Origin of the sequence: Aneurinibacillus migulanus, assembly GCF_001274715.1 — a bacterium.
GTDB classification, from domain to species: Bacteria; Bacillota; Bacilli; order Aneurinibacillales; family Aneurinibacillaceae; genus Aneurinibacillus; species Aneurinibacillus migulanus.
In genome coordinates this window covers 858,224-880,293 of the sequence record NZ_LGUG01000004.1, presented here as the reverse complement: position 1 = coordinate 880,293, position 22,070 = coordinate 858,224, and the positions used below count along the sequence as shown (strand labels likewise).

22 protein-coding genes and 1 other annotated feature (1 of these 23 cut by a window edge) are annotated in these 22,070 nt (G+C 45.6%); of the genes, 1 reads left to right on the top strand and 21 read right to left on the bottom strand.

The window, feature by feature from the left end; translation table 11 throughout:
- Positions 1 to 41: a sequence feature (ribosomal protein L21 leader region), on the bottom strand; it reaches 37 nt to the left of the window's first position.
- 78 nt (positions 42 to 119) lie between these two features.
- From AF333_RS06015 to AF333_RS05940, 16 genes are all read right to left on the bottom strand, one after another.
- Positions 120 to 1,601, bottom strand: coding sequence for an Rne/Rng family ribonuclease (locus tag AF333_RS06015; RefSeq protein ID WP_052812237.1), 1,482 nt, complete (start codon positions 1,599 to 1,601; stop codon positions 120 to 122).
- A 37-nt stretch (positions 1,602 to 1,638) separates the two neighbouring features.
- On the bottom strand, positions 1,639 to 2,493 hold the full coding sequence (locus AF333_RS06010; protein WP_052520293.1) for a M50 family metallopeptidase: 855 nt from the start codon (positions 2,491 to 2,493) through the stop codon (positions 1,639 to 1,641).
- The gene (locus AF333_RS06005) at positions 2,486 to 3,334 is read right to left on the bottom strand and encodes a M23 family metallopeptidase (protein WP_235355889.1); all 849 of its coding nucleotides are present in this window, start codon (positions 3,332 to 3,334) and stop codon (positions 2,486 to 2,488) included. Before AF333_RS06005 ends, AF333_RS06010 begins: the two co-directional genes overlap by 8 nt.
- 418 nt (positions 3,335 to 3,752) lie before the next feature.
- Positions 3,753 to 4,892 (bottom strand): rod shape-determining protein RodA, encoded by a 1,140-nt coding sequence (gene rodA / locus AF333_RS06000; protein WP_043067338.1) that lies wholly within the window; start codon positions 4,890 to 4,892, stop codon positions 3,753 to 3,755.
- A gap of 34 nt (positions 4,893 to 4,926) precedes the next feature.
- Entirely contained in the window at positions 4,927 to 5,724 is a 798-nt protein-coding gene (gene minD / locus AF333_RS05995; RefSeq protein ID WP_043067337.1) for a septum site-determining protein MinD, read from the bottom strand.
- Positions 5,725 to 5,735: 11 nt separating this feature from the next.
- Positions 5,736 to 6,410, bottom strand: a complete 675-nt coding sequence (minC, locus tag AF333_RS05990) for a septum site-determining protein MinC (RefSeq protein WP_043067466.1) — start codon at positions 6,408 to 6,410, stop codon at positions 5,736 to 5,738.
- Positions 6,411 to 6,478: 68 nt separating this feature from the next.
- Positions 6,479 to 6,970, bottom strand: coding sequence for a rod shape-determining protein MreD (gene mreD / locus AF333_RS05985; protein ID WP_043067336.1), 492 nt, complete (start codon positions 6,968 to 6,970; stop codon positions 6,479 to 6,481).
- Between the two features lie 207 nt (positions 6,971 to 7,177).
- Positions 7,178 to 8,089: a rod shape-determining protein MreC gene (mreC, locus tag AF333_RS05980; RefSeq protein WP_043067335.1), complete on the bottom strand. Its 912-nt coding sequence runs from the start codon at positions 8,087 to 8,089 to the stop codon at positions 7,178 to 7,180.
- Between the two features lie 14 nt (positions 8,090 to 8,103).
- Positions 8,104 to 9,141 (bottom strand): rod shape-determining protein, encoded by a 1,038-nt coding sequence (locus tag AF333_RS05975; protein WP_043067334.1) that lies wholly within the window; start codon positions 9,139 to 9,141, stop codon positions 8,104 to 8,106.
- A gap of 101 nt (positions 9,142 to 9,242) precedes the next feature.
- A complete protein-coding gene (radC, locus tag AF333_RS05970; protein WP_043067333.1) occupies positions 9,243 to 9,956 on the bottom strand; it encodes a RadC family protein in 714 nt (237 codons plus the stop codon).
- Between the two features lie 87 nt (positions 9,957 to 10,043).
- Positions 10,044 to 10,649, bottom strand: a complete 606-nt coding sequence (locus AF333_RS05965; protein WP_043067332.1) for a Maf family protein — start codon at positions 10,647 to 10,649, stop codon at positions 10,044 to 10,046.
- 149 nt (positions 10,650 to 10,798) lie between these two features.
- Positions 10,799 to 12,001, bottom strand: a complete 1,203-nt coding sequence (locus AF333_RS05960; protein WP_043067331.1) for an SPOR domain-containing protein — start codon at positions 11,999 to 12,001, stop codon at positions 10,799 to 10,801.
- Positions 12,002 to 12,219: 218 nt separating this feature from the next.
- The gene (pilO, locus tag AF333_RS05955) at positions 12,220 to 13,020 is read right to left on the bottom strand and encodes a type 4a pilus biogenesis protein PilO (RefSeq protein WP_043067330.1); all 801 of its coding nucleotides are present in this window, start codon (positions 13,018 to 13,020) and stop codon (positions 12,220 to 12,222) included.
- Between the two features lie 3 nt (positions 13,021 to 13,023).
- Entirely contained in the window at positions 13,024 to 13,683 is a 660-nt protein-coding gene (locus AF333_RS05950; protein WP_043067329.1) for a PilN domain-containing protein, read from the bottom strand.
- Between the two features lie 4 nt (positions 13,684 to 13,687).
- On the bottom strand, positions 13,688 to 14,764 hold the full coding sequence (pilM, locus tag AF333_RS05945) for a type IV pilus biogenesis protein PilM (protein WP_052520292.1): 1,077 nt from the start codon (positions 14,762 to 14,764) through the stop codon (positions 13,688 to 13,690).
- A gap of 293 nt (positions 14,765 to 15,057) precedes the next feature.
- Complete coding sequence (locus AF333_RS05940; protein ID WP_043067328.1) at positions 15,058 to 15,816, bottom strand: prepilin peptidase; 759 nt, start codon at positions 15,814 to 15,816, stop codon at positions 15,058 to 15,060.
- Positions 15,817 to 15,842: 26 nt separating this feature from the next.
- On the opposite strand from AF333_RS05940, the gene AF333_RS34750 reads away from it, so the two are divergent.
- Complete coding sequence (locus AF333_RS34750; RefSeq protein WP_235496170.1) at positions 15,843 to 16,022, top strand: hypothetical protein; 180 nt, start codon at positions 15,843 to 15,845, stop codon at positions 16,020 to 16,022.
- An 82-nt stretch (positions 16,023 to 16,104) separates the two neighbouring features.
- On the opposite strand, the gene AF333_RS05935 is transcribed toward AF333_RS34750, so the two are convergent.
- Genes AF333_RS05935 through AF333_RS05915 form a run of 5 tightly spaced genes read right to left on the bottom strand, consistent with a single transcriptional unit; the run spans position 16,105 to position 22,064 of the window.
- Entirely contained in the window at positions 16,105 to 16,563 is a 459-nt protein-coding gene (locus AF333_RS05935) for a type II secretion system protein (RefSeq protein ID WP_052812234.1), read from the bottom strand.
- 20 nt (positions 16,564 to 16,583) lie between these two features.
- Positions 16,584 to 17,792 (bottom strand): type II secretion system F family protein, encoded by a 1,209-nt coding sequence (locus AF333_RS05930; protein ID WP_053432662.1) that lies wholly within the window; start codon positions 17,790 to 17,792, stop codon positions 16,584 to 16,586.
- Positions 17,793 to 18,836 (bottom strand): type IV pilus twitching motility protein PilT, encoded by a 1,044-nt coding sequence (locus AF333_RS05925; protein ID WP_043067326.1) that lies wholly within the window; start codon positions 18,834 to 18,836, stop codon positions 17,793 to 17,795.
- A 27-nt stretch (positions 18,837 to 18,863) separates the two neighbouring features.
- Positions 18,864 to 20,522, bottom strand: coding sequence for a type II secretion system ATPase GspE (gene gspE / locus AF333_RS05920; protein ID WP_043067325.1), 1,659 nt, complete (start codon positions 20,520 to 20,522; stop codon positions 18,864 to 18,866).
- 18 nt (positions 20,523 to 20,540) lie between these two features.
- Positions 20,541 to 22,064 (bottom strand): VanW family protein, encoded by a 1,524-nt coding sequence (locus AF333_RS05915; protein WP_043067324.1) that lies wholly within the window; start codon positions 22,062 to 22,064, stop codon positions 20,541 to 20,543.
- Between the last annotated feature and the right edge of the window lie 6 nt (positions 22,065 to 22,070).

Here is a 22,070-nt window from a genome sequence, read left to right as displayed (position 1 = left end):
GAGGTCGACTTATGACCTTAATCGAGCGGTTGCAGTATGCTTGAGGTGTCAAGCACACTAGTCAACAAATGATAGATTATCACATTATTCCCTGAAAAGCAATCATTATCTCCATGTACTCATGCTTCTGCGCGGGCCCGCACTTCCTCTTCGCTTCCGATAAAAGCAATCCGATAATGCTGCTCGTCCAATGTTGTGCTTTCCTTTATACGTACATCCATTCCCGTACTGTCCTTTAACTCGCCCGTATATCCATGTTCGAGAAAATATCGGGCCACATGCGGGTGTACTTCAACCAGTACGGCATCAGCTCGATCATTGCGGCTGTATCCGATTAGTTCGCGTTCCAGCATGCCAAGCAGTGTCTCTTCAGCAAGAATCCTGCCTTTCTCTTCGCAGCACGGGCAGGAACGCTGCAGCACATCAGCCAGGTTGTGCCTTTCTTTCTTGCGTGTCATCTCCAGCAGTCCTAGCTGCGTAAAGCCGAGCAGGTGCGTTTTTGTCTTATCTTTGCGTAGCTCCACTTCCATACAATCCCGTACCTGGTTACGATGTTCTTCCACCGCCATATCGATGAAATCGATAATAATGATGCCGCCAACATTGCGGAGCCGAAGCTGGCGCGCAATCTCACGGCACGCTTCCAGATTGGTTTTTACCACGGTCTCTTCCAAATCGTGACTTCCTGTAAATTTGCCGGTATTGACATCGAATACAGTCAGCGCTTCTGTTTGATCGATAACCAGATAGCCTCCGCTTTTCAGCCAAACTTTTCGGCGCAGCGCACGCTCAATCTCCCCGTCCAAATCGTAATGAGCGAATATGTCTTCCCGGCCATTATACAGCCGGATTTTCTCTTCTAGCTGTGGCTGGTAGCGTCCCAGAAGGGTACGAACTTCCGCATATCGGGGACGACTATCGATAATGACTTCCTCCACATCATCACTGACAAAATCACGCACGACGCGGGAGACAAGGCTTATATCTTCATACATTAACGACGGTGGACGAGCATCTCGCTTGTCTGTCTGTACCTGTTCCCAACGAGCGCGCAAAAATAAAATATCCGCCTCCAGCTCAGCCTGGGTAACACCTGCAGCTAGTGTACGAAGGATGACACCTTCCTCCGGACGCAGAATGTCCCGAATAATCGAACGCAATCTTTCTCTTTCTTTTTCCCGCTGAATACGGCGTGAAACACCGATATACGATACATCCGGCAGATAGACAACATATCGTCCGGGCAATGAGACTTGTGTAGTAACACGCGCTCCTTTCGTACCAAATGCTTCTTTGCTGACTTGAACCGTCAATTGCTGTCCCTTCGTAATCAGTTCATTAATAGCCGGTGTTTTCTTTTTCGTTTTGTCAATAGTAGGAGGCAAGCAATCGTCCACATATAAAAACGCGTTTTTGTCCATACCGATATCAATGAAGGCGGCCTGCATTCCCGGCAACACATTTTCTACTTTTCCTTTATAGATGTTACCGACGATGCGATGCTCCTCAGGCCGTTCGATATATAGTTCAACCAATCGGCCTCCTTCTAGCACAGCCACACGTTCCTCACGACCGATAGCATTTACGATAATTTTTCGCAAACAGGCATCATCCTTTCCTATCCTTCTTATTTTACCGTTACCGCAGCAACTCTTCCACTCTACAATGCCTGTGTGAGCCGGAGAAGTAATATGCGAGCAGCTTTTCTTCTGAAAAGACAGCACACGGCAATGTCTTGCCTTGCACAATGAATAGATGGTAATTGTTTCTTTTCAAACCATTCACCGCCTGCGCCAGTGAAAGAGACGGAGGCACGGAAACAGTTCTCTCTATCCAAGCAGCCTTGCCATCTTCCAAATAGGCCTGTCTCGCCAGCAAAAACCGTAAAAATTGATAATGTCTCCTCCTATATGCAAGAATCGCATTAAAAAGTAGATAGAACGCTATAGCCAATCCATTAAGATGTGGAGACGGCTTGAAAGAAAGGCTCCAGGCCAGCAATGCGAGTCCCCCTAACAGGCTCACGTACACCGACAGCAGCATCGCACTTCGGTACGGTAGGAACAGACTCACTACAGTTTGCAGCACCCTTCCCCCATCCAACGGCCAGATGGGAAGCAGATTAAATCCGCCAATTACGAGATTGCTGTACACAAAAAAAGTCGTCCAGGAAGACGACCATATTTCAAGCCAAAGACATCCCCATCCCACTACAATTAATAGTGCATTTACTAGCGGGCCAGCCAGCGCCACGATAATCTCCGCACACGGTTCCGTATTTCCCCACTCATCGATTTCAGCCACACCGCCGAACGGTAACAGCTCGATTTTCCGAACACGCCAGCCATACCATCTTGCTGCTGTCACATGTCCGAGTTCATGAAGCACTACGATAGCAAATAGAGTAATCACCTGAAAAAACTGTCCCACCAGCAGCGCGCCCAGCATAATAACCCAGAATAGTGGATGGACCTGCAGAGTAGTGCTATTCAAACCGGACCACTTCCTGCGGGTCCACAAACTGCTCATTTTTCTTTACCGCAAAATATACAGGCTTCATCACTTGCTCTTCCTGAACCGCTTTACCGATCGTCCGCTGGACTTCCACCCAATCGTTTAGCTTCACTTCCAATGCGGCAAGACCGGCATACCATGTCTCCATACCTTTCGCATGTTGGATAACAATCGTATTTCCCAGGCCTTCTTTCTGGCCGACGAATGTCACCAATCCTTGATCCACCGCACGAATAGCTGCCTCTTTCGGAGTAAAATACACACCGCTTCCCTGGTCAGCAAACGTTTGGACTACCTTGCCTGCTGCCGGCGCCTTCAACAATAGAGACTGTGCCTGAAGCACCGGTTCCGCTTCGCTTCCACTCTTGCCTACTGCAGGCAATAAAGTAGGAACTGCTCCGAAATTTTTCTCATACCAAGCCGACATACCAGCAAAATTGTAGGGACGATGCAATACGTCATTCATTACTGTCTTGTATTTCTCAGCACCAGGAAACGGTATATGACCAACTACATAGGCGAGGCTTAATAGAAAAAAGGAAGCGACGATTTTAATGAATAATTTATCCCCCCGCTTCATCGGACCGAGCGATGTAGAAGAATCGGAAGAACGCAACGTTCCCAGGCGCTGCCTCTCCTTATATTCCGCACGCCGCCACGGCTCTTCTCTCTCCCTATAGAACGGGTCAGTATATACAGGTGGCATCTCCTCTTTCTCATCAAAAAAATAGGAGGAATAGTGGTCTTCCATTTGTTCACGCAACCGGCGCACTCTTTCTTCCCGACGGCGCTTGATTCCGTCCGTATCGAAATATGCCATTAATTCCACACCTCTCTTCCTTGTCCTTTTGTACAAGTGTATGAAGTATATGGAAAGACTAGCACCTGTAATTCGTTATTGATGCATAAGAAAAACGCACGGGCGTTGCCGCTCGTCCTTTTTCCACAAAGAAGCCAAACGGCCGCTTTATATCACTTCGGGCGGACCGACAAAACATCTGGGCATCTCGGATGATGGAGACAGTTGCCGGTCTTTTTCGCCCGCCGTACTACGCGCTCCATAGGAAAAAGCAACGTTTGGCACACACCTCGCGCGTTTTTCAAGTGATACGATCGGAAGAAACTAGATGGTGCTTTCTTGCTTTACAGTGATATCTAGTTTCTTATCCATTAAGAAAAACGCGCCGCTCTTCTCTGCCTTTCGGCAAAAAAAGCGGCGCGCATGACTTATTTCTCTATTACTCAAACATCAATTTTTTCCGACGCATCCCTATATTTAATACAATACCCATTACAAAGAAATTTGTAATAAGGGAGCTTCCCCCATAGCTAACAAACGGAAGCGGCAGACCCGTAATCGGCATAAGCTGAATCGTCATCCCGATGTTCTCGAATACCTGGAATACGTACATTCCAATAACTCCGGCGATGACATACATCCCGAACGTATCCTTGGCCTCCATTGCGATCCGAATCATGCGGTAAATAAAGAAGAAGTAGATAAAAATCAGAATGCTAGAGCCGATAAATCCCAGCTCCTCGGCAATGACAGTAAATACGAAGTCGCTCTCGCCGACCGGAACCCAACCGTTTTTCGCTTGTGTTCCCTGGTTAATGCCTTTGCCGAGCAACTGACCCGACCCAATCGCCGTAAGCGACTGCATTAGCTGATATCCTTCCGTCGGATACTCTTCCGGTTTAAGCCATGATTCAATCCGCATCCACTGATATTTGTGCATAATGTGCTCAAAAAAGAATTGTTTATGAAACATAAAAATATAGGTAAACGAAGAGAGAAAAATCGCGCCTGCAAGGCCCAATACGGCAAAATAACGCATCGGAACACCCGCCACAATCAACATGCTGACCATAATGCCCGTAAACACAGTAGCCGTTCCCAAATCCGGCTGAATTAGAATCAACAACAACGGTACTCCGACCAGTAGGAAGATCGGGAGCATCGCTTTCAGGTTGTTAATCGGCTCTTCCTCTTCATCCTTTTTTGATATATACCTGGCAACGGCGATAATGGTGAAAATCTTCATCAACTCCGCAGGCTGAAAATCAACTACACCAAGCTGATACCAGCTACGCGCACCACCTACGCCCTCCTTTACAGGTACAAACAGAACGCCAATAATGAGTATAATACCGATGCCGTACAGCACATAGGCCGAATTGGAGAAAGACTCATAATCGAACAGCAAAATAATCGCCAAAACCATGAAACCGAGGGCGTACCAAACAACCTGCTTCCATTCATAATTCGCCGTCGCTGTTGCGCCGGAAATACCTATAAAACTGAAAATCCCAAGACACATCAGCAGCAAAATCAAAAGCCAGTCCAAATTGCGTATATACTTTTTTTCAAAATCCATGCTCTATCCCCCGATGCTGTGTCCGCACCGCGTCTTATCTGATGCCAAATAGCCGCTTCACTTTCTTAAAAAATCCTTCCGGTTCTTCCATATTCAAAAACGGCACCGAGTCACCCAGGATGCGGCGTGCGATGTTGCGATACGCGATTCCTGCTTTTGCTTCATGGTTCATCGCGACCGGCTCTTTCAGATTTAGATGCTTAATTACTTCTTCATCGTCCGGTACATACCCGATCGGATCGACCGACAACATGGCGACGACGTCGTCTACATCAAGCATATCGCCCGTCCGTGTCATATGCAACCGAATGCGATTCACCACAAGATAGGTCGCTTCTAGCTCTTCGCGTTCAAGCAAACCGATAACCCGGTCTGCATCACGAATCGAAGAAATCTCAGGCGTCGTAACGACAATCGCTTTATCTGCACCGGCTACCGCGTTCTTAAATCCCTGTTCGATGCCTGCCGGACAATCGATGAGCACAAAGTCGAAATCAGCTTTGAGTCGGCTTACTAAACCTTCCATCTGTTCCGGCGTAACCGCTGACTTATCTTTCGTCTGCGCGGCCGGAAGAAGATAAAGCGCATCGTCAAATCGCTTGTCTTTAATCATGGCCTGGTGCAACTTACAATTGCCTTCAACGACATCGACGAGATCGAAAATAATCCGATTCTCCAGCCCCATGACCAGATCAAGGTTGCGCAGCCCGATATCCGTATCTATCATGCACACTCTTTTTCCTAACTGCGCAAGAGCCGTTCCGATATTGGCGGTGGTTGTCGTTTTACCGACGCCGCCTTTGCCCGACGTAACCACAATGGCTTCACCCACAAGGATCCCTCCTATATGACAAACCGACCCAGTTCAGGCCGGATTTTATGCAATTGATTCATTTTTTCAATCGCCAACCGCCCTTCAGTAATATACGCGAATTCCATACGTGTCATCTTTTCCGGTTCCCGTTCATTGGAAGCCGAATTCACAATGCCAGCGATGCGTACCTGCGTAGGAAACATCTCATATGCAACCACAATACACTTCTGGTTCCCATCACAACCTGCGTGTCCTGTGCCTCGCAACGCCCCAAGTACGAAAAGGTTACCCGTACACATCACAAGCGCGCCTGGATTCACATCGCCAAGCAGCAGTAAATCCCCTTCATGACGAATAACTTGTCCTGAGCGCACGGTACGTGTATAGACACGTACCTGAGAGGCCAGCTTGTCGCGCAGCGCTTCCTCCTTCGTAATCACCTCAGACTCAATCGCCTTTACGACAAGATTGCCCCGTCGCTTCAAAACCTCACGGATCTGCTGCTCCTGCTTCGTCGATACGTACCTCATTCCCAGCTTTACCGTAATGCTGATAATCGGTCCGGTCAAAATCTGCTGGTGGCTTGTCTCAATTTTCTCGCGCAATTCTTCGAGGAGCCGGTCAAACGAACACGTATCGTCCAAATGAAAAACGAGGCCCTCTTTGGTTCCTTTAATTACTACATTCTGCTTTGTTTTTGCCATAGCCAAAGATCCACCCCATATCTTTAACGTATTCGCCATGGGAGTGATGGTTTCCTGCCGGATGACGCCTACGCAATCTCCTGATTGATTCTTGACTTATTCATGAGCTTGCTCATCGGACGGAAGATAAGCATGGCGAACAGCGTATTGAAAACCGTAGTCGGAACCATTTCTTTCAAGAGCAAGGTAAGTGCCTCCATCGATGCTCTATTAAACAAATGGTATACCTGATAGACAAGCCACTCGTTGACCAATACTACCAGTAGCACATTGACCAGCACGAGAAACCAGCTCTGATGAAAATACCGTGAACTAAGACCAGCCAAGTATCCCAGCACCGCTGTCGCGAACGCATACACCCCAATTACTTCCGTATATACTACGTCATATAATAGTCCGAAGAACAATCCAAAATACAAGGCTTTTCTGCGTCCGGCGTACAATCCGATGAACACGACTCCCACCAGTACGAAGCGGGGAACGACAATCCAGGGCAGTCCCCACACTTCTGGGGCGAATACCTGAGCAATCGTGCCTTCGATCAGAAACAAAAAAAACATACATACAGATATTGCGCCAATCCTCACTTGTATTGTCCTGCCTTTCTCCCGCCTTAACGGGCAGTAATCCCCACCTCAAGACTTGGAAAAACCAAGGAAAAATAGATGGAAGATAAGCTGCCCCTAAAGGTCCGATAAGTTCAACTAACACTTAGCCGGAGATGAACAAACGTCCACTAAGTGAAGTTTCACTTTATTCCAACGCCTTTACTTCCCGGTTTTATTAGCCTTCTGCTTCTGCTTCTGTTCCTGTGGCGTCGGTGTCGATTGCACTACGAAATTGCGCTTCACTACAAATACTTGCTCGATTTGATAGAAATTCGCAAGCGGGGTAATACGAGCAGTCTGCGTCAATCCGTAATCTCCATCCCCGACCGAACTCACACGACCGATTACCAGACCGGACGGCATAGCGCCTCCCATACCGGATGTAGTGACATATTGCCCCGGCTTGATTACCAGATCTTTCACTTTAGGAATTTTGCGCATAATCAATTCGTGTTTCTCCAGATCGTAGCTCTCGATAACACCATAGATATTCTGATCTCCCTGAATAAGAGCGGAGATATGGTTCGCCTGCTCGATGTCCATCAGCAACTCTACCTGCGAAGAAAAAGCAGATACACTCTGAACACGTCCAATTAATGCGCCTTGCGACGAAACAACAGCCATATTCGGTTCGATACCGTCATTCTTCCCTTTGCTAATCGTCAGCATATTATTCCAGCGATCCGGCGTACGTGCGATGACATCCGCTGCATATTTTTCGGAATCTTTTAGCTTCGTATCCTTGATGTTAACCATCTCACGAAACTTTTTATTCTCAATGCGCAGCGCCTTCACTTCCGCTTCTAGCTGAGCATGCTGGTCTATTTGCGCCTTCAGCGCTTTATTCTCCTCGTATACATTATAGATATGTGTAATGTTATCGAAAAATCCCGAAACCATAGCCGTAGGCTTGTACAGCAGTCCCTGCACGAACGAGACTGAGTCTTTTGCGAATCGCTCCGGCCAAGTAGGAACAGGGCGCTCTTTCAACGTAGCGCCCATGACCGCAATCAGCACAATCAAGCCGATTAGTATCGCGATTAATCGCTTATTGCCAAAGAAATTGGTCACTCCTCAACACCTGCTTACCTGCGTCCGGAACGCATCGTAATGCCGGATTTAGACTTGAACAAATGAAGGTTCTCCAATGCACGGCCCGTACCAACCGCCACACAGTCAAGCGCATTCTCCGCTACCAATACCGGCATGCCGGTCTCATCCGCCAACAGCTTATCCATGTTACGCAACAGTGCACCGCCGCCGGTAAGCACGATACCACGATCCATAATATCTGCCGCTAGTTCCGGCGGACTCTTCTCCAGCGTAATCTTCACTGCTTCAACAATGCTTGCTACTGTCTCACTCAGCGCATCGGCAATCTCCTGCGCGGTAATCTCAATCGTCTTCGGCAGACCGGAAATCAAATCTCGACCGCGAATATCCAGCGTCTCTGCTTGTTCTGGCGGAATAGCAGAACCGATTTCCATCTTGAGTGCTTCCGATGTCCGCTCCCCAATCATTAGATTGTATTTTTTCTTAATATATTGAATAATTGCCTCGTCCATTTCATCTCCAGCTACGCGGATCGATCTGCTTGTTACGATCCCGCCGAGCGAGATAATCGCGACCTCAGTCGTTCCGCCACCGATGTCTACGACCATGCTACCAGTCGGCTCCCATACCGGAAGATCAGCACCGATAGCTGCCGCGAATGGTTCTTCAATCGTGAACGCTTCACGCGCACCCGCAAGCTTGGTCGCGTCTTCAACAGCGCGCTTCTCCACTGCGGTAATACCAGAAGGAACACATACCATGACATTCGGCTTGCGTGAAAAAAGACCACGCGTTTTCTGCGCTTGATCGATGAAATAGCGCAGCATCGTCGCCGTTGTTTCAAAATCGGCGATCACACCATCCTTCATCGGGCGAACAGCTACAATATTGCCCGGCGTCCTTCCGATCATACTTTTTGCCGAATTTCCTACTGCCTCAATGCTTCCCGTATCTGTACGCAACGCTACGACAGACGGTTCCCGAACGACAATTCCCTTTGACTTTGCATATACAAGCGTATTGGCCGTGCCAAGGTCAATACCCATATCTCTATTAAAGCTACCAAACATCGGTGTAATTTCTCCCTTCATGATTAAGCGCGTATGTAGTCTTGCGACAACTATAAAATTATACCTGAATCGCGCACTTTTTCAATAAGTAAAAGATAGCATTACGCAAAATGCCCCTTCTCTTTCAAACTGTAAAATTGTCCATCTCCAATAATCACGTGATCGAGCAATTCGATCCCCAGAATGCGTCCTGCTTCCTGTAAACGACGTGTAACGTCAATGTCTTCCCTACTTGGGGTGGCATCGCCACTCGGATGGTTGTGAAGGCAGATCACAGAGGCACTGCTGCGGCGAATCGCTTCCTTGTAGACTTCGCGGGGATGAACAATGGATGAGTTCAAACTACCAATGAAAATCGTCTCTCTGCCAATGATATGATTCTTTGTATTGAGGTATAAGCAAACAAAATGTTCCTGTGTATGGTAGCGCATTTCTTCCATCATGACATCTGCTGCATCCTTCGGCGAACGAATTGTAATTCTTTCGGAAGGAGGCGCACCACTCATGCGCTTGCCTAGTTCAAGTCCGGCCATGAGCAACAACGCTTTGGCCGGTCCTATGCCTTTTAGTGCGGTCAGCTCCTCAAAAGAAGTAGACTTTAAGCCGCGCAGCCCTCCTACCTCATTCAATACACGGTAGGAAAGCTTCAGCACCGATTCTTCCGCGGACCCGGTGCGTAGCAATATCGCCAGCAATTCTGCGTTAGATAGCGCGCCCGGTCCCGCTTGCATCATTCTTTCACGCGGCCGATCCGTCTCCGGCATGTCGCGGAGCGTCGGATAATTGTCTTCAGACAGCAGGTCCTTCTGTTTCATACGGACTCCCCCATTTCATTTACATTCGGGGTACTTCTTGCTGCCTTGCGTATGGTGTCTCCCCTATAGGCGCCGTCGTTTTGTCGCCTATAGCAATTTTACACCAAATTCTTCCAGAAAGTCACTGACTAATGCAACCGGAAGTCCGACGACAGAGAAATAATCTCCGTCAAGATTTGACACCAGTATGGCACCATATCCTTGAATGCCGTACGCTCCGGCTTTATCCATCGGTTCTCCCGTAGCAATGTAGCGGCGGATACGTTCGGCCCCAAGTTCGCGCATTGTCACATTCGTCGCTCGAAAGCCTACTTTTTCCTTACCACTTGCCGTATTAATTACGCACAGTCCTGTATATACCGTATGGGTTTTTCCCTGTAGTCTCGACAGCATACGGAACGCGTCTTCCTCGTGTTCCGGCTTTCCGAGAATTTCACCGTCGAGAACAACAACGGTATCCGAGCCGATAACCAGATATGACTCGTCTTCATTATCCGCGAGCGAGAATGCAACATCCCGGGCTTTGCGCCGCGCCAGAATGGTGACGAATTCCTCAGGCGGTACGTCTTCTTCAACCACTTCGCTTGCAACACTCGGCTGCACGGTAAATGTCAGGCCAAGCCCGGCTAATAAATCCTTGCGTCTGGCAGATGCCGAGGCAAGAACAATAGAAGGCTGGTTTGCTTTAGACAATAGGATTCACCTGCTTCTACTCCTTGATACAAAGATACTGTGAATATACGCTTCTTCTTCCTTATAGACACATATCATACTAAGTTTAGCAAAGACGCCTAGGCAGTACAACAACGAAAAAACGGAGCGGTATGTTTCCGCTCCGTATACTACCCTGTCATCGCCTGCTGCCACCTTTTATATGAAGAAATAAATCGAAGCATATTCTCTTCCGCCTGCCAAAGATACGTACGATTCGGCTGACCTGCGAACTGCTGTAACGTGGTGACAGCCGTCGTCATCTCATTCAGCGCACTCTGCAGTAACGCTTTTTGCTGTTCCCCCAATACTTCCGTCGCGCTTCGCCCCTGCTTAAGCGCCTCCTTATGACGCGTCAGTATCTTGTCCAGCGTAGCTTGAGAAATTTTTCCTCCCTTAAAACCATCACCAATGCTCTGTGATACGATTTGAAACAGATCAGCCTGCGCCTGTCCAAGGTGTTTTATCTCCTCGGCCGCGTCCGCAGACATTCCCTCAGGTATATTCAGCGTTACCGTGCCGGCAGGCAAACTCTTCTCTTTAATGTATACTTCCTGCTTGGATGCCCGATATGCCTCAGCAAGTGATAAGGCATCATCACGTGAAGCGCTGACACCGAGAAACAGCGTATGCTTTCCCGCGTCCTCTTCCATATGGGTTGGCCATCCCTTTTGTTGAAATACCGTACGCTCCTGTTCGGCTCCGGCCTTAGTGCTGAAGACACCCCCTTGAACAAGGTATAACGGGACAACCGGAAGTGTAACCGTTAACGGCTTTGTTTTCGGTTTATTGGCCGTTTCATTTGTCTTGACTTGTTCGGAAGCGGCAGCACCAGCTGCCTGTCCTGCCGCTTTATCCTGTGGAGTTTGCTTTGCCTGCCCAATAGCAGCAGGCACTTTTTCTTCTGGATTCGTCGGCTCCATCGTGAACGTCTGAAGAACCACATAGCCAAGCAGCAATCCAACCGCAACCGCTCCACCTGCCACAGCGCCGAAGCGAAATATATTTTTCGGAGGCTTAAACGTATGCCCTGTCCACTTTTTTTTCACAAATGGAGAAGGTCGGCTTGGCCTAAAATCAATCGTTTCGATTTCCTCTATGTTTATATCCGGTCGCTCCATCATAGGAAACGAGGTACTATTTTCCGTTAACTTACTCTCCGACTCCTCCATCCGGATGTCTACAACAGGCTCAGCTTCCGGCGAAATTATCGATACCGGAGATTGATTCAATTTTATTTTTAGTTTGTGAGACGCAGTGGATGCTCGCGCCTCGGATCGAGACTGCTCTGTTTCGGGACGGATGCGGATTTTGTACGCTGGACTGTTCTTCATATGAGGCGTCTCCCTTCCTAATAAAGTGTCATTACTTCACTTTATGAGACAGGCCTCTGATTTATGAATACGAAAAACTTGCTGGTGTTGCCGCTCGTCCTTTTTCCTCAACGAAGCCAAACGGCCGCTTTGTGTCACTCTGGGCGAGTTTTTCCAGCGACACGTTCGGAAGAAAGTAGATGTTACTTTCTGATCCATAAAAAAACCACCTTTCACCGCTAAGGGGTGGAAGGTGGTTGTGTGTTATTCTTTGTTTGCACATCTTCTTTTTTTATAACCGGATATTGGGTTGGATCCCACTTGCCGGACGGCGGTTCAACGCTCACTGGCGGTAGCTTGTCCAGCAAGGAAGCATACTGCGGTGCGTAATAACCAGTTAATTCCAGACTGGCCTCTAACCTTGGATCCTTTGGAATTTTAAAATCACTTTTTTCCTTTTGATTAAAAGAAAGCTTGTCCACACGCAAATAGCGGGACATTTGTTGAATCTCAGTAACGAATGCATAAATGTCTTTATAATCACCTTTAACACCCAGCTTAATCTGCACGCTGCGTACCGAACTTGTAGGTAAATACTTCTCAAGGTCCGCACGCGTAATTCCCGCCACCTTCCCCTGTGTCTCTACAGATGTTGGCGGGTTTTCCGAAGCTTTATCCGAAACAATCTCTTTGGCTAACTCTGTGGTCTTCATTTCTTTTTTTTCTTCAAAGGTAGCACTTTCAATCGAAATATTGCTTATCGACTGTAATTCTCCAAAATCTTTAACTAATTGGTCGTCGTACGATTTAACAGGGAACAACTCAGCAATTTGACGCAGCTTCTCCTGCGGTGGTCGTGAATCCTTCACGGTTTGTTTCTGATTTACGATAGCAAGCTCTGCCTTTTTCTGCTCAAGCTGTATTTGTGTTTCCTGCTTTTTTTCTAACACTGGTGTCAAATATAAATAGTAGAATACAGCCAATAGAAGAAAAAGAATAGCCAGGCCAAGCAATACATATTGCCGTTGTTTTTCGTCCATTTTCTACTCCTTCTTTCTTTCTTCAGCCGTATTGCCGGAAGTCACCGAAAGCTTGCCACGAATTTTTTTCTCATCCAGAGTCCTTGTCACCATTTCAAACTTTGCCAGATAATGGGGCAGGATTTCACCGCCAACAATTTGCAATGAAGGAGACAGTGGATTATCATTCTCATCCTTTTGTCCTTCCCATTCAATTTTAATTGCATTAATGCTCTTTATATTGGCTTTTACTACACGTGGTAGCCGCTGTACATTATACAAATACGCAGCAATGTCTTCATACTGCTCAAAGCGGCCCTCGATTTCTACTTTTCCGTCCATATTATAAGAGACCGACAGTAGCTTTCCCTGTTCCGGCAGTTGCTTAGCCAACTCATCTAGTAGAAGGGACGTTGGATAAAACAAATGCTGCAGCCTATCAGAGAGTTCCAGATAGCTGTCCACAGATACAGTTTCAGTCTGCTGTTGACCTTTCTGGGTATTCAGCTTTTTATCCATTTCCGTAATTTGCGCTTGCATACTTGCAGTCTCCTGCTTACCTGAAACATACAGCAGCCCCATATAGCAGGTACCGACCAGCCATAATACAGCAATAGCCGCATATACAATAATTGTACCGGTAACTCGTCTTTTCTTTTGGGGTAAAAGATTAATATCTATCATCGCTTTAATCCCTCATTGATAGACCGACTGGCACCGTGTAAGCATGAACTTCATCCGGATTGGACCACGAATGGTTAATATATTCAGTCGGAAATCTTGTCACTTCAGCATGCTCAACATTCTGCTGAAGGATTTCCATCATTCTTTCTGTATTTGGAAAGTCTCCGGTCAGATAAATCTTCTGTACACGCGTCCCATCATTCTTTATAGTAAACTCATAGAAAGTAAGCACCCGTTCTAATTCACGCATCAAATCGCGTGCAAAGCCTTCAAAAACTCCTCTATCTTTCATATATTGAAACAAAGAAGCAGACTGTAAGTTCCTCTCATTCAGCGAAATATTATAACTTGTTAAGTCAATAGGAATGTTACGGACAAACTCTGGAATCTCACCTTTAAAAAAGGAGACATTCACACTATGCATTCCAAGCTGAACAATCATAAAATCCTCTTCCGTTACTTCCGCGTAATTTTCAAGCATACGATACAAGGCGAGCGGCTCTATTTCCGCTGCCACCAGCTCAATTTGCAGGAAATCAAACAAGTCCATATACTGATCGATCAAATCTCCTGGTGCTGCCACAACTAAATATTGGTCTTGTGGTTCCTCATCTTCGTTTTCCACTATGCTTCCAAGCTTATAATAATCGAAATATGGTCGTGCAAACGGCACATGAACAGTTGTCTCCAACTCCACTTCAAGCAACATCCGCACTTCTTTTTCCGGTACGGGTGGAATCAGCAACTTACGAATAAACAATGAGGAGCTGGGAATAGAAATAACAGCTCGCTTTCCTTTCAGTTCCTCTCTTTTACTCCCGTCGGCTAACCGAATTTCCAATGGACCTTCATCAATAATCTTTCCTCGTTCTACCAGACCGCTTTCAATTTCAATCAAACCTGCCTGCTTCACTTCGATACTATAGAGGCTATGACGAACTTCTGCATAGCGGAGTCCTATATCCTCCAGTGTGATACCAATATATCCGGATTTCTTTCGTTTAAGAAACGGCATACTCTTCAAACGTGGCAACTTAAATGAAAAAGAGGGAAGTTTCATATCTTGTAATGTTACTTTCATCTTGGGACTCCTTCTCATCCTAAAATCCTGTTCATTATGTATTCTATCGAAAGAAGTTCATCGTCATCTTCTAACATTAGGCAACTTTATGACATTATGCCTAACTATATACATCTGGTTTAATAAATCGACAAATTTTTGTGGTAGGAGGTAAGAAAAGACGGAGAAAATCAGAGACTAGAAAAAGACACACTGGCCTTTCTTCTGCTGGAGCGCAGGGCGCATCCACCCTCTTCTTTTTTCCGAGCCTCCTACCTCCAACCACGCTACCCTGTCAAAATATCAAATGTAATTTAGAAGAAACGATTAAAATACCAGGAGATAATATCATATCCCTTATATACAGCTAACATGGCGGCTACCGCAATGAACGGGCCAAACGGCACCTCGGTCTTTCGTCCTGAACCATGAATTATCATTACTAGAATACCATACAATGTTCCTAGAAACGTAGAAAAAAGAATCGTCACAAAAAGAAGGGGATAACCTAAAAACAAACCAACGACAGTAAACAGCTTAATGTCCCCTCCCCCCATTCCCCCCCGGGAAATAAGAGCAATCCCAAAAAAGATACTAAAACCAAGCACCATACCGATAAGATGCGATACATAGGTCTCATGTGGATGAATAAAGAAGCGTGCAATAAGAAACGTAATGAAGAACGGCAATAATACTTTGTCTGGAATGATACGATACGCTAGATCAGAGACCGTAATAATAACCAATAAGGAGACGAAGAGCAGTGTCATCCACATCTCCGCTGTAAAGCCGTATATGTAATACGTAGCTGCAAAAAGAGAACCGGTTATAAATTCCATAATCGGATATACCGGCGAAATGCCCGCTTTACATTGACGGCATTTTCCACCTATGAACAAGTAGGAAAGCACCGGTATTAAGTCAATTGGTGTAAGCTGTTTTCCACATTTCGGACAATGTGAAGGCGGGGTGATGACAGATCGCTTCTCCGGTATACGCAGTCCGACGACGTTGAAGAAAGAGCCAAAGATGAGACCAAAAAGAAAGAAAACAGCTAGATTAATAGAATCCATATTGCACCCTCTTATATACATCTAATTTGATAAATCGACAAATTCTTGTGGTGAGAGGGAAGAAAAGAAGAAAGGGCGGTGGGCGGGAGTGGTCGGAAAAAGACACGTTTGCCTTTCTTCTGCCGGAGCGCAGGGCACATCCAACCTCTTCTTTTTCCGAATCTCCTCCTTCCAACCACGCTATCCTGTCAAAATATCAAGTGTAATTTATATAGATAAAGACTTAAAAAACAAACCCCCAAGTTATTATACTTGGGAGTTTTTAAATATTGCTCTTTTTTAATAGCTTTAAGGTGTACCTTGTTTCTCATTCAAAACTTCTTGCCTTGTCCAGCCACTAATTTCTTTACCACCTAATTTAGCACCTTCTAAAGTTACTTTATTATCTCCCTTATTATATTGAACATTTCCTCCTGCATATGCTGCGTTTGTATCAGGATTAATCGGTATGGCATCCAAATATTTTTTGGCTTCGCCACCACCCTGCATTTTGCCAGCAAGTGTGGCTAAGTCGACTGCTTTATCCCCTGTAGCTTCGTTTGGATTATCTAAAAAATATAGCTTCGCTGCATCTAAAAGCATAATTGCATTTGCTTTATGCGCTTTTTCCTTCTGTCCCTCAATAATATTCCCGATCGCCGGTACGGCAATCGCTGCAATAATACCTAAAATAACAACAACGGCCAACAGTTCAATTAATGTTAAACCACGCTGCTCCTTCAATACTTTTTTCATACGAAGAATCATGTGTCTCTCCCCCTCAAATTTTATTTAATATGTGAATACATATCAAACATAGGAATCATAATTGCCAGTACAATTATCCCGATTAGAACGGCAAGTATGACAATCATAATCGGCTCAATTAACGCCTTGATCTTATCCACCTGATTATCCACTTCCGCTTCATAAAAATCGGCGATCTTATCCAGCATTGTCTCCAATGCCCCCGTCTCTTCCCCAATAGAAATCATGCGTGTAACCAAAGGAGGGAATACCCAGGAGCCCTTTAACGGCTCAGACAGCGGCTGTCCCTGTCGCAGACTGTCTCTCGCATTCGATAATGTGTTTCCTATCACCTTATTGTCTACAACTTTTTCTACAATACTTAATGCCTGTAGAATGGGAACGGAACTCGCAAACAATGTGCTTAGTGTACGACTCATCCTCGCCAGCGAACTCTTCTGGAATAATCTACCGAAAACAGGCATTTTTAGTTTAGCATAATCTAGGAATTTTCGTCCATATTCAGTTGTGACAAAAAAACGAAAAATTACCCATGAAATCATCATCAACATAATATAAATGTACCAAGAATACGTAATACTATTACTTACATTCAAAACCAGTTTTGTAATCACAGGAAGCTCTGCATTTAAGCTTTGAAACATACTGACAAATGTAGGAACTACATTTGTCAGCAAATAAACCGTAACACCAACCGCCAGCACAAGCATAATGAGCGGATACGCCATCGCTGATTTTACCTTCTCTTTCGTGTAGTACGATTTCTCATAGAAAAAGGCCAGCCTGTCAAATATAATCTCCATACTACCGGAGGCTTCACCAGCCCGTACCATACTAATAAATAATGGTTCAAACACTTTTGGATGCCTTGAGGCGGCTTCCGATAACTGAATCCCATTACGGATATCTGCTTCAATCTCTTCCAGCACTTTTCTAAACTGCTTTTTCTCGGTCTGCGCAGCAAGCGTATGCACCGCTTCTACCAACCCTACGCCTGCACGAATAAGCGTGGCAAATTGCCGGAGAAAAACGACAAATTCCTGAGGTTTTATCGGCTTGCCGATCTGGATTTCCATCTGCAGAACCGTTTTCTTTTCTTCCTTTACCCGAAGTACGATTAGTCCACGTTTTTTTAGCTCAGTAATTGCAGCGCTCTGGGTAGCTGCCTCAATCATCCCTTTTTGCTTTTTACCATTCCTCTCCCTCGCCTCATATGCGAACGTAGCCATCTATTCCAGCACCTTTTCATTGAGGTAGTTCTTCACCGTTTCCTTCATGAGAGCACCTTGTGCAATCAATTCGTTAATCGACATCTCCAGCGTATGCATGCCCATTTCGCGTCCTGTTTGCATAATGCTGCGGATTTGGTGTACTTTCTCCATGCGAATTAAGTTGCTGACGGCTGGCGTGTTTACAAGAATTTCCGTTGCGGCAATCCGACCGCCACCAACCTTCGGAAACAACCGCTGCGATACGACACTAAGCAACACTGAGGCCAATTGGATGCGCATCTGCGGCTGTTGAGGACCAGGAAACACATCGATAATCCGGTCAATCGTTTGCGGTGCATCCGGAGTATGAAGGGTAGCAAAAACTAAGTGCCCGGTTTCCGCTGCTGTAATGGCAGTGCTAATCGTCTCCAAATCACGCATCTCACCCACCAGAATGACGTCTGGATCCTGCCGAAGGGAAGCCCGTAGTCCAGTCGCAAAGTCTACTGTGTCAAAACCTATTTCACGCTGATTAACAATACAGCTCTTATGACGATGCAAGTACTCAATTGGATCTTCTAATGTAATAATATGCTTACGCATATTACGATTAATATAATCGAGCATTGCAGCAAGCGTTGTCGATTTCCCGCTACCAGTAGGTCCTGTAACAAGCACAAGTCCTTGCGGCTTATGACATAGCTTCTCAAGGATTTTCGGCATATTTAATTTTTCGAGTGTTGGTATTTCTGTTGGAATGACCCGAAATACCAGGCTAATACTCTTACGCTGATGATAGGCATTAACCCGAAAACGGGAAACTCCTGCTATTCCATATGAAAAATCGGCCTCTCCCTCATCTTTAAAGCTCTGAAAAAGCTCTTCTCCCATTACTTCCCTGGCAATCGCTTCCGTATCTGGTGGCATTAACGGGCTCACGTCAAGACGACGCAATTCTCCATCAAGCCGAAAAATTGGCGCCGACCCTGAGGTAATATGAAGATCGGAAGCTCTTTTTTCAAACGCATAACGAAGCAGCTTATTAATATCAAGTTCAGCCATTATTCCTCACCCGCAAAAATAAATTTATTACTCCCTGGTGGAAATCCTGTATAGTTCTTCGATGGTAGTTAACCCTTGTTTTACTTTTAAAAGACCATCGTCAAACAATAAAATCATTCCGTTACGCAAGGCGTACTTCTTATATTCGGCAGTCGGCATTTGTTTCGTAATCATCTGCTGCAGTATATCGTCCATACGAAAAATTTCATGGATGGCCATTCTCCCACGATATCCGGTCGAATTACAATTTCCACATCCCGTTCCACGCCACAATTGTTCGATTTTCAATCCTCTTTTAGTAAATAACTCCTTTTCATCCTCCCTCGGTGTATAGCTTTGCTTACATTGCGGGCATAGTTTACGCACAAGCCGTTGAGCCAGCACTCCATTAACTGAGGATGCTATTAAAAATGGAGGAATTCCCATATCAATTAACCGGGTTATACTGCTGACTGCATCATTCGTGTGCAAAGTACTAAGCACAAGGTGTCCGGTTAAAGCGGCCCGAATCGCGATTTCAGCTGTCTCTGTATCACGAATTTCACCTACCATAACGATATCGGGATCCTGCCGTAAAATCGAACGAAGAGCAGAAGCAAATGTCATACCAATGTTTGAGTTCACTTGTACTTGATTAATGCCCTCCAATTGATATTCAACGGGATCTTCAACTGTGATAATATTCACACAGTCATCGTTTAAGTGATGAAGTGCTGCATACAAAGTCGATGATTTCCCGCTACCGGTCGGACCAGTAACAAGTAAAATCCCGTTTGGTCTACTGATTAAATCGCGAAAAGCCGTAAGATTTCTCTTTGTTAAACCCAGCTTTTCCAAGTCGATTAATGCATTCGTAGTATCCAGTAAACGCATGACAATTTTCTCGCCATGTACGGTAGGCAACGTGGAAACACGCACATCGATATCTTTAAAGCCTATATGAAGCTCAATTCTCCCATCTTGTGGTAGACGACGCTCCGCAATGTTAAGATTAGACATAATCTTGAGGCGAGCTGTAAGGATACCGCTCATATGACTGGGGAGTATACGCTCGGTACGTATCACGCCGTCAATCCGGTAACGAATGCGAATGCCGTCCTCCTGTGGATCAATATGAATGTCACTTGCTCGCAGTTGCACAGCCTGTTCAAACATCTGGGATACAAGACGGACAATCGGGGAATCCTCAGCCAGCAGGCTTTCCTCTTCTACCGCAACCTTCTGAGCCATGTCATCCATTAACTCTTTAACTGAGCCTTGCATGCCGTACATACGGGCAATCGCCCGCTGAACTTCTTCTTTTGTGGCGATGACGGGAACAATGGAGCATCCTGTACTAATACGCATTTCATCAATTGCAAAATAATCAAGCGGATCTACCATAGCAACCGTCAGCTTTTCCTCATCACGCTTTAACGGGACGACAAGATAACGTTTTGCAATATCCTCTGGGAGAATACTGGACAAAGAAGCATCAAGCTTATATCGGTACAGGCTTACGTGGGGAATGCCGAGTTGAAATTCTAGAATCTCAATTAACTGTTGTTCGTTAATGAATCCTTTGCTAAGAAGTACATCCCCTAGCTTCATTTTTGAGTTCTTCTGTTCATCGAGTGCTTCTTTTAATTGCACTTCAGAAATAATACCCGTTTCAATTAATATATCTCCCAGCCGTTTCTTTTCCATGCATTTTTCCCCCCATACTTAAAAGATATAGACATTCCTCTTCTTTTGAGGATTGGATGGTTGCTCTTGCTGCTTATCCGTAGAATTAGGAGCCTTATCCTGTGAAGGTTCCGAAGCAACGGATGACTCACTTTCCGGGGGATTCGTTGTTTGCTGCTGGGCTTTATTTTTCATATTTTCAGGGATCGGACCAAACGCCACAATATTATGTAAAGGTTTATAGTAATCATCTGAAAGCAATTCTCTTTTTGGTACTCCTTCTTCATTAGAATGCGTTAAAAAGACTTTAACCCGAACACCCTCCTTGCCACGACGAATAATTTTCTCCTGCCCTGGCCCTAACGATTTATCACTGCGTACAATCGTTTCCGGTGCTATTTTATTCTCTTCTTTCACTTCAATACTACCGTTTGCAATCGCCTTAGCACCAAACAGTGCAACCCGTAGCTGTGTATCTTTTACTTCCGCATAAATGTAAACAGGCTGTTTTGAACGATTAACAAATCGCAAATCAAGCTCCTTATCCCGTACGAACGCATCATATCCAAGCGGAATTGATGCTATGGGACGAACATTATTATGGCGTTCTATAATAGAGAGCCCGCTTTTCGCTGCGGCAATGTATAAGGTAGAAGCAACCTGAATCGCTCCACCCATCACCCCATCCTGCGCATCCTCATCATTTTGAACGCTCGTGGAAATATAACCTTTTGCCTCTGTAAATGGCCCTACTTTCTCAAAAAAAGAAAAGGTCTGACTTGGCAGCAATACAACACCATTGAGTAATTTAGCCGCCTGTTCCGCATTAAATAAACGATTAGGTGTGGATGCTATAGGTGTGCTGTAATCAGCAAGCATGACTTTAATATCTTTTAAGCTTTCCTTTGTAATCTGAGGAATATCCTTTTCGACTACGAGAGAGACTCGACTTATCTGAACTTCCTCCTGTAGCTGTTCGCGAATCGCACTTATGGTTCCGGGAATGTCTACTACATAGCCTGCTTTCTCGGGTAATATGGAAATGGACGTGCCGCTTACTCTTGCCCGGGCGGGTTCAGCTGGTCGGTTTACATTACGTGCGATTTCATTAATGATAGCTGTCAGCTTTTCCTCGTTAAACGTGACATATAGAGGAAGATACGGAGACGGAGACGTTCCACGCCATTTCTTCCACATTCCCCATACACCTGTTAATTCTTCCGAAGTCCGCTGTGCCTCGCGAAGCGAACTTGGTACATTATACTTAATTTGAATATCCTTTAAAGGTATAGGAAACGACTGCTTTTCCATCATAATTTGCAGTGTACCTTTTTTCTGTACCTCTCCTAGAACCTTCTCGATTTTCGCCTCTGCCTCTTCTGTATTGAGACCGCCAACACTAATACCGCCGACTGTTACCGTCTGTTGATACATGCTTTTCTGTTGTGTTCGCTCTTTGAGTGCACCTGATAAATAAAGAGCTGTACCGCTAATAACGACAGTCTGTATTATCATAAGCAATAAAACAGATAAAAATTGCGTCCTGCTTATACGCTGGAGCATCGTTGC

What these genes read in the sequence shown, in the direction of transcription:
- pilM (WP_052520292.1), bottom strand. Translation starts at nt 14,764, where the DNA reads ATGAAAGTAACATTACAAGATATGAAACTTCCCTCTTTTTCATTTAAG.
- rodA (WP_043067338.1), bottom strand. Translation starts at nt 4,892, where the DNA reads ATGGATTTTGAAAAAAAGTATATACGCAATTTGGACTGGCTTTTGATT.
- AF333_RS05915 (WP_043067324.1), bottom strand. Translation starts at nt 22,064, where the DNA reads ATGCTCCAGCGTATAAGCAGGACGCAATTTTTATCTGTTTTATTGCTT.
- AF333_RS05930 (WP_053432662.1), bottom strand. Translation starts at nt 17,792, where the DNA reads ATGGCTACGTTCGCATATGAGGCGAGGGAGAGGAATGGTAAAAAGCAA.
- mreD (WP_043067336.1), bottom strand. Translation starts at nt 6,970, where the DNA reads ATGTTTTTTTTGTTTCTGATCGAAGGCACGATTGCTCAGGTATTCGCC.
- AF333_RS05960 (WP_043067331.1), bottom strand. Translation starts at nt 12,001, where the DNA reads ATGAAGAACAGTCCAGCGTACAAAATCCGCATCCGTCCCGAAACAGAG.
- radC (WP_043067333.1), bottom strand. Translation starts at nt 9,956, where the DNA reads ATGAAACAGAAGGACCTGCTGTCTGAAGACAATTATCCGACGCTCCGC.
- AF333_RS05940 (WP_043067328.1), bottom strand. Translation starts at nt 15,816, where the DNA reads ATGGATTCTATTAATCTAGCTGTTTTCTTTCTTTTTGGTCTCATCTTT.
- gspE (WP_043067325.1), bottom strand. Translation starts at nt 20,522, where the DNA reads ATGGAAAAGAAACGGCTGGGAGATATATTAATTGAAACGGGTATTATT.
- AF333_RS05950 (WP_043067329.1), bottom strand. Translation starts at nt 13,683, where the DNA reads ATGATAGATATTAATCTTTTACCCCAAAAGAAAAGACGAGTTACCGGT.
- AF333_RS06005 (WP_235355889.1), bottom strand. Translation starts at nt 3,334, where the DNA reads ATGGCATATTTCGATACGGACGGAATCAAGCGCCGTCGGGAAGAAAGA.
- pilO (WP_043067330.1), bottom strand. Translation starts at nt 13,020, where the DNA reads ATGGACGAAAAACAACGGCAATATGTATTGCTTGGCCTGGCTATTCTT.
- AF333_RS05935 (WP_052812234.1), bottom strand. Translation starts at nt 16,563, where the DNA reads ATGATTCTTCGTATGAAAAAAGTATTGAAGGAGCAGCGTGGTTTAACA.
- minC (WP_043067466.1), bottom strand. Translation starts at nt 6,410, where the DNA reads ATGGCAAAAACAAAGCAGAATGTAGTAATTAAAGGAACCAAAGAGGGC.
- AF333_RS05925 (WP_043067326.1), bottom strand. Translation starts at nt 18,836, where the DNA reads ATGGCTGAACTTGATATTAATAAGCTGCTTCGTTATGCGTTTGAAAAA.
- AF333_RS05975 (WP_043067334.1), bottom strand. Translation starts at nt 9,141, where the DNA reads ATGTTTGGTAGCTTTAATAGAGATATGGGTATTGACCTTGGCACGGCC.